Source organism: Planktothricoides sp. SR001 (assembly GCF_001276715.1).
GTDB classification, from domain to species: domain Bacteria; phylum Cyanobacteriota; class Cyanobacteriia; order Cyanobacteriales; family Laspinemataceae; genus Planktothricoides; species Planktothricoides raciborskii.
In genome coordinates this window covers 87,924-94,336 of record NZ_LIUQ01000010.1, presented here as the reverse complement: position 1 = coordinate 94,336, position 6,413 = coordinate 87,924, and the positions used below count along the sequence as shown (strand labels likewise).

The following is a 6,413-nucleotide window of genomic DNA, read 5'->3' as shown; positions in this document are numbered from 1 at the left end:
GGGTTTTTGGGTGTTGTTGGTGACGGTGTTCTTAGCTTTCATATTTTTGTCCTCTGTGTTCATTAATTAAGTGGGTTAAAATAATAGTTCTGGCGCACGGAAACGTTGTGTTCCACCCCGGACAAACACTTCTTCCTCAGCGGTCATATTAGTGAATAAAGAATTATTGCGAATGTCTTGGCTGGGTTTTTGGGTGTTGTTGGTGGTAGCGGTGTTGTTAGCTTTCATATTTTTGTCCTCTGTGTTCATTAATTAAGAGGGTTAAAATAATAGTTCTGGCGCACGGAAACGTCCACCCCGGACAAACACTTCTTATAATAGTTCTGGCGCACGGAAACGTCCACCCCGGACAAACACTTCTTATAATAGTTCTGCCGCCCGGAAACGTTGTGTTCCACCCCGGACAAACACTTCTTCCTCAGCGGTCATATTGGTGAATAAAGAATTATTGCGAATGTCTTGGCTGGGTTTTTGGGTGTTGTTGGTGGTAGCGGTTTTGTCAGCTTTCATGGTGTTATTCTCTTGGCTTTTTGGTTTGTTTTATCTTATAGTCATTAATATAATCAATAAAAAAAAATTATCAATCGGGGCATTTACTGAATTTTTTTTAATCATCCCTTCATAAAACCTGATAAATCACCTGGGTTTTGTGAAGTTTTCGTAAAGCATTTGCCTGAAAGCCTTGCCCATATTGAGTTACAGGAAATTCCGTAATGGTACTGAGAAACCCCAACCCTGAATTATTACCGATCGCCCACGATGATGACTTCTTGCCTCCCGTGAGTGGCTGGACAATATTTGGCGGCTTTTTTTTAGTGGGGACAGTGGTCGCTGCTTTTACGGTATCTGCTTTTACTCCTTTACCTGTCACCGTGAAAGCCCCAGCAGTGGTGCGTCCCACAGGAGAGGTTAAGCTGGTGCAAGCCCCCACCGAGGGGACTGTCACCGAGATTAATATTAAAGAAAATCAGACGGTGACTGAAGGAGAAACCCTGGTGGTTCTGGATACCTCTCGTGTCAGCACTCGTCAGTCCCAGCTAGAAATCAGTATTGACCAAATTGAACAGCAATTAGAACAGGTGTCAGGACAGTTGGCGAACTTAAATCTGCAACTGAATGCGGAAACCGAAAGGACGAACCGGGCGATCGCGGTTGCGGAGGCAGACCATCTGCGGATGCAAACAGAACATAGTGAACGGCGTTTAACCGTTGAAGCGCAAGTGGATGAAGCGAGAGCAAATTTGCTGATGGCTGAGGAAGAATGGCAAAAAATTCAGAGTGATATTCAAGCTTATGAAGCGTCTTTACGGGCTAGTGAATCGGCTTTAAAAATTGCTCAAGAAAAGCTGAATCGCTACCAGCCTTTAGCCGAATCCGGTGCATTAAGTAGAAATCAATTAGAAGAAGCCCAATTAGCTGTTGAACAACAAGAAGAAGCCGTAGCCGAACGTACTGCATTATTGGCAGGGCAAAAACAAACTGCACTGCGTCAGACCAAAGCCATAGAATCGGCTGAAGCTCGTTTACAAGCCGCCTTAGCTGCGGCTAATCCTAGTGATGGCATGGTGACAATGGCAGCGGAAAAAATTGCTCAGGAAAAAGCCACAGGAGCCGGAACTTTAGCCCGATTAAATCAAGAGCAAAACAGTTTATTCCAACGTCAAAGTGAACTGGAAAAGCAACTAGAGAGCGATCGCCAAGAATTATTGCAGGTGGAGCACGAACTCCGGCAAACCGTTGTTTCTGCACCCATATCCGGGACAATTCTCAAGTTAAATTTGCGAAATCCCAACCAAATTGTCAGAATAGGAGAAGAAATTGCTCAAATTACCCCGAATGATACTCCTTTGGTGATTAAAGCCAGAATTGCTACTCAGGATATTGGTAAAGTGAAAGTTGGCCAAAAATCACAAATGCGGGTCAGTGCATATCCTTATCCTGATTATGGAATTTTACCCGGAACTGTTAAGACGATTTCTCCCGATGCCATTATCCTCCAAAATTCCGGATCTAATCTAATCCCTCCTTATTATGAGGTGACAATTGAAGCGGACGAGTTCTATTTAAAAGATGATCCCAAGAATGCTTTATTGTCAGGAATGGAAATTCAGGCGGATATTATTGCTCAAGATGAGACGGTGTTAAAGTTTATTTTACGGAAAGCTAGGTTATTGACTGATTTGTAGGCAATTCGGGGGGAAACCAGAAACGGGGACCCAGAAACCGAGACCCAGAAACCGGGTTTCTTAGAAAATTCTTTGTTAAAAAACCAAAATTGTCGCAGAAACCCGGTTTCTTTTTCGCAGGCAACAATCATTAATGGTAATATTAAAAGTGGCTTGATGCTATGATTAAAGGCTGAATACTGAAACCTAAATATTGTGATTAAAAATAGGCAGCAGAAAATGAGCAAAAAAATTATCGGCATGATTAGCAGTTACCCCAAACTTAATCCCAGTGCAGCGGATTGGTTATGGCATCAAACCCCTAATCCATTTGGGCAGTGGGGTAATGTGCAAATGTTGGCCCCGCATCCTCAGCCAGATTTTTTACTATTTTATAACTTTTTTACTTGGCCAAGTCGTCCCGAATATCCTAAACCTTGGTCTTATTTAAAAGCGCCACAAAAAGAAAAACGCTATCAACAAGAACTGGCAGAAATGCAAGCCAAATTGCGGGGAGTTCCCAAAGAACGCTGTATTTTTCTTTGGCGCGAACCGCCTCTTGATGAAGTGTTGCCGCGCACCATTCGCCACTATCAATCTGCTAAAAAATATTGTGCGTATATTTCTGGTCCTGATGACTATGCCCCGCAACCGGATTATATGCCAGCAATTTGGTATCTGTTAAATGAATTTCGGGATTTGAATGACCTAGAATCGCCGGAAAAAACTAAACCTTGTAGTTGGATTGTTTCCGGGGTAAACCGGGCTGTAACTCATCAAAAACGGTTTGACTTCATGCAGTCTTTAGTCAATTCTCAATTGGATGTTGATTTATATGGTCGCAATTTGCCCGACTGGACTAAATCTTGTGGCAGTTTGGGCAATAAGTGGCATGGTATGGCTCCTTATTATTATAATCTGACTATAGAAAATTATGCGGAGAATGATTGGTATGTGACGGAAAAGTTATGGGATGCTTTATTATGTTGGTGTTTACCGATTTATTACGGGGGAACCGCCCCTGATAAATTATTGCCTCCGGGTAGTTTTCTCCGGTTGCCCAGTTTGGATGAAAAAGGCATTCAATTTATCCAAGAAGTGACGGCAACTCCCGATGCTTGGTATGAGGCTAAAGAGGCGATCGCCGAAGCTAGACAAATTGTGCTCCACAAGTTAAATTTATTGGAATGGTTATCCAATTTTGTGGCAAAATTTTAACCAATTAAAATCGATTGAATTGATGTAATTTAAAATAACCAAAAACCATGAAAAATCAATTATTTTCAGGGAATAAAAAAAATCTAGGGGCGAAGCATTCGGGGAATAAATTTTTGGCCTTTTCCCAGAGATTATTCGCCCGAATGCTTCGCCCCTACCCAATTTTATGTGTCAGGGCGAAGCATTCGGGGAATAAATTTTTGGCTTTTTCCCAGAGATTATTCGCCCGAATGCTTCGCCCCTACCAAATTCTACTAATTTTATTGACGCCGCTGATTATTTTTATCGGCAATGGTTGCGCCTTAGAAACGACGGCGATCGCGGAAGCGTTGCGTAGCAATTTCGCGGATTCTGGAATTTATCCACATTATGAACAGCGGACGGTTCACGACCCTGACGGCATTGGCAAATTTTACATGGGTCGAGAAATTGCTCAAGTTATGGGACACCGAGGGGCTGGTTGGTTAGAAAGATCCAGTCGAGAAACCGAAGAACAGCCGCAAAAACTGATTAATGGCCTTGATTTGCAACCGACAGATATTGTCGCTGATATTGGGGCTGGAACGGGTTATTTTAGTTTTAGAATTAGTCCTTTAGTTTCTCAGGGCAAAGTGCTCGCGGTAGATATTCAACCAGAAATGATCGACATTCTGGAGTTTCTCAAAAAAGAAAATAAGATTGAAAATGTCCAAACTATTTTAGGCACCGAAACCAATCCTAACCTACCCGAATATACGGTAGATTTAGCCTTAATGGTGGATGCTTACCATGAGTTTGCCTATCCCAGAGAAATGATCGAAGGAATTATTCAGGGTTTGAAAGTTGGTGGCAGAGTAGTTTTGGTGGAATATCGGAAAGAAAATCCCTTGATTATGATTAAGCCATTACATAAGATGACCGAAGCACAGGTGAAGAAAGAAATGCAAGCGGTGGGTTTGGTTTGGCGAGAAACTAAGGATATTTTACCGCAGCAACATTTGATGATTTTCGAGAAAACCAGTTAGCCGGTTTAATCTGAAAAATGTTTAATCGTTCTGTGGTTGTTCTTGTGGTTGATAACTGGCAATGACCCGACCGGCACCCCGCAAAATGCCATAATAATGTTGGTTGACGCGATCGCCTTCTGGGGACAAAACATCGATCGCAATCCCATTTCGCCCGTTTTCCCGACCGGAACTATGAATATAACGTCCTTCACCTAAATACAAACCCACATGGGTAATTTTTACCGCCGAACCAAAAAACACTAAATCCCCCGGTTGCAACTCCTCCAGAGAAATTGCTTGAGTAAAAGCAGCTTGTTGGTAAGCATCTCTAGGCAATTGAATGCCCACACTAGCAAAAGCCGCTTGCATCAATCCCGAACAATCATAATTTGGCCCAACAGTTCCCCCCCACAGATAATAATTCGGTTGCTGCATAGCCGCTTGAGTAAAAGCGATCGTCCCAGGCAGTCTGGCTTGAATTTCATCGGTGGATAAAATCGGTGGCTGATAAACTTCCTCCGTCGGTTTCAGGTGGATGATGTCATCACTTTTTAACCAACCCGGATAGTCATCTTCACAAAGTTGTACTTTAATTGGTCGATCATTTTTTAGATCATTTTTTAGATCATCTAAGCGATCCACCTCTGGGAGTACAATTCGCACAAGACGACCCGCTGCTGCTTGGGTGGCTAAAGATTCGCAGTTGGGAGAATCATAGAGATTCAGATTTATCTGACAGCGATATTGTTGTTGTCTGTTATGCATCTGTAGGCGATAGGGTGGGCAATGTTTACCCTACTAAAATTATCGTGAATTTACTTTCTTATGACATTTTTTCGTAAAGATCAAACACTAGAAAACTTGGGTAGTCGCATTTTAGAGGCGACTTGGGCGCAATTCCCCGAATTAGCCCGCAATCAAATTGCTATGACTTGGATTGTTTACGATCCTCCGGTTCCCGTCAATACCGGCGGGGCTTTGAGTCCACAAGCGTTTTGGAGTCATCCCATTCGGGGCTTTAGCTATCGTGGGAGCGATCGCATCTATCCCGCGAGTATTGTCAAACTATTTTATCTGGTGGCCGTGTATGAATGGCTGGACAAAAACATGATTACCCCGTCAGCGGAACTACAAAGAGCCGTGCGGGATATGATCGTTGACTCCAGCAATGATGCCACCAGTTTAGTCGTGGATATTTTAACCGGCACCACCAGCGGCCCGGAATTACCCCCTGGCCCATTGGAAACCTGGAAATCTCAACGCAATATTGTCAATCGTTATTTCAAGTCTCTGGGATGGCCCGAACTTGAAACCGTGAATATTAATCAGAAAACCTGGTGTGATGGGCCTTATGGTCGAGAACGAGCCTTTCTCGGCGAACTAATGGAAAATCGGAATATGTTAACCACCGATGCCACCGCCCGTCTGATGCATAGTATTTTAGGCGGAGTCGCCGTTTCCTCTGGGGCATCACAAGCGATGATGCAACTAATGAAACGTAGTCTCGATCGCGAAGATTTAGTCGCCGACCCGGAAAATCAAGTCACAGGTTTTCTCGGTGGGGGTTTGCCCCTAGAGGCAAAACTCTGGTCAAAAGCTGGTTTCACGAGCCAAGTTCGCCATGATGCGGCGTATATTGAGTTACCCGATCGCCGTCCTTTCTTGCTAATTGTCTTTACCGAAGGCAAAGCCCAAAGTAAGAACGAAGCCATTTTGCCATTTGTCTGCCAACAGGTGAATACCGCAATGGCAGAAGTCTAAGCGGTTCATAGTTTAAATCATGGTTTAAAGCAGACATAAAAAAACCCCGACTCATTGTGAGCCGGGGTTTTTCAGTGTTTATTTTACGGAGAGGGAGGGATTCGAACCCTCGGTACGGAGTTACCTGCCGTACAACAGATTAGCAATCTGCCGCTTTCAACCCCTCAGCCACCTCTCCAGGCTGACCGTAAATTATCATAGCATAAGATTTGAAAAAGCGATCGCTATAGGGCAAAATTTTTTGCCAAATTTTTTCTGATCCTTGCGTAGTCGGCATTTGCAG

The 6,413-nt window shown here is 43.6% G+C and carries 8 protein-coding genes and 1 tRNA gene; 4 read left to right on the top strand and 5 right to left on the bottom strand.

Annotated elements, in window-relative coordinates:
* Nucleotides 1-75 precede the first annotated feature (75 nt).
* Together AM228_RS32155 and AM228_RS32150 are read right to left on the bottom strand one after the other, a co-directional pair.
* Nucleotides 76-228, bottom strand: coding sequence for a hypothetical protein (locus AM228_RS32155; RefSeq protein ID WP_156331635.1), 153 nt, complete (start codon nucleotides 226-228; stop codon nucleotides 76-78).
* A gap of 132 nt (nucleotides 229-360) precedes the next feature.
* Nucleotides 361-510, bottom strand: coding sequence for a hypothetical protein (locus AM228_RS32150; RefSeq protein WP_156331634.1), 150 nt, complete (start codon nucleotides 508-510; stop codon nucleotides 361-363).
* 203 nt (nucleotides 511-713) lie between these two features.
* Here AM228_RS32150 and AM228_RS08435 point away from each other — a divergent pair, with 203 nt between their 5' ends.
* The 3 genes from AM228_RS08435 (at nucleotide 714) to AM228_RS08425 (ending at nucleotide 4,387) form a co-directional block, all read left to right on the top strand.
* On the top strand, nucleotides 714-2,186 hold the full coding sequence (locus AM228_RS08435; RefSeq protein WP_054465683.1) for an HlyD family efflux transporter periplasmic adaptor subunit: 1,473 nt from the start codon (nucleotides 714-716) through the stop codon (nucleotides 2,184-2,186).
* A 219-nt stretch (nucleotides 2,187-2,405) separates the two neighbouring features.
* The gene (locus AM228_RS08430) at nucleotides 2,406-3,383 is read left to right on the top strand and encodes a glycosyltransferase family 10 domain-containing protein (RefSeq protein WP_054465682.1); all 978 of its coding nucleotides are present in this window, start codon (nucleotides 2,406-2,408) and stop codon (nucleotides 3,381-3,383) included.
* Between the two features lie 47 nt (nucleotides 3,384-3,430).
* Nucleotides 3,431-4,387, top strand: a complete 957-nt coding sequence (locus AM228_RS08425) for a class I SAM-dependent methyltransferase (RefSeq protein ID WP_231636709.1) — start codon at nucleotides 3,431-3,433, stop codon at nucleotides 4,385-4,387.
* A gap of 21 nt (nucleotides 4,388-4,408) precedes the next feature.
* Here the strand turns inward: AM228_RS08425 and AM228_RS08420 are convergent, their stop codons facing one another.
* Complete coding sequence (locus AM228_RS08420; RefSeq protein WP_054465681.1) at nucleotides 4,409-5,134, bottom strand: C40 family peptidase; 726 nt, start codon at nucleotides 5,132-5,134, stop codon at nucleotides 4,409-4,411.
* Nucleotides 5,135-5,194: 60 nt separating this feature from the next.
* On the opposite strand from AM228_RS08420, the gene AM228_RS08415 reads away from it, so the two are divergent.
* Entirely contained in the window at nucleotides 5,195-6,130 is a 936-nt protein-coding gene (locus AM228_RS08415; protein WP_054465680.1) for a serine hydrolase, read from the top strand.
* A gap of 86 nt (nucleotides 6,131-6,216) precedes the next feature.
* On the opposite strand, the gene AM228_RS08410 is transcribed toward AM228_RS08415, so the two are convergent.
* Both AM228_RS08410 and AM228_RS32145 read right to left on the bottom strand, forming a co-directional pair.
* Nucleotides 6,217-6,308: transfer RNA gene (locus tag AM228_RS08410), tRNA-Ser, on the bottom strand.
* A complete protein-coding gene (locus tag AM228_RS32145; RefSeq protein ID WP_156331633.1) occupies nucleotides 6,270-6,407 on the bottom strand; it encodes a hypothetical protein in 138 nt (45 codons plus the stop codon). Before AM228_RS32145 ends, AM228_RS08410 begins: the two co-directional genes overlap by 39 nt.
* Between the last annotated feature and the right edge of the window lie 6 nt (nucleotides 6,408-6,413).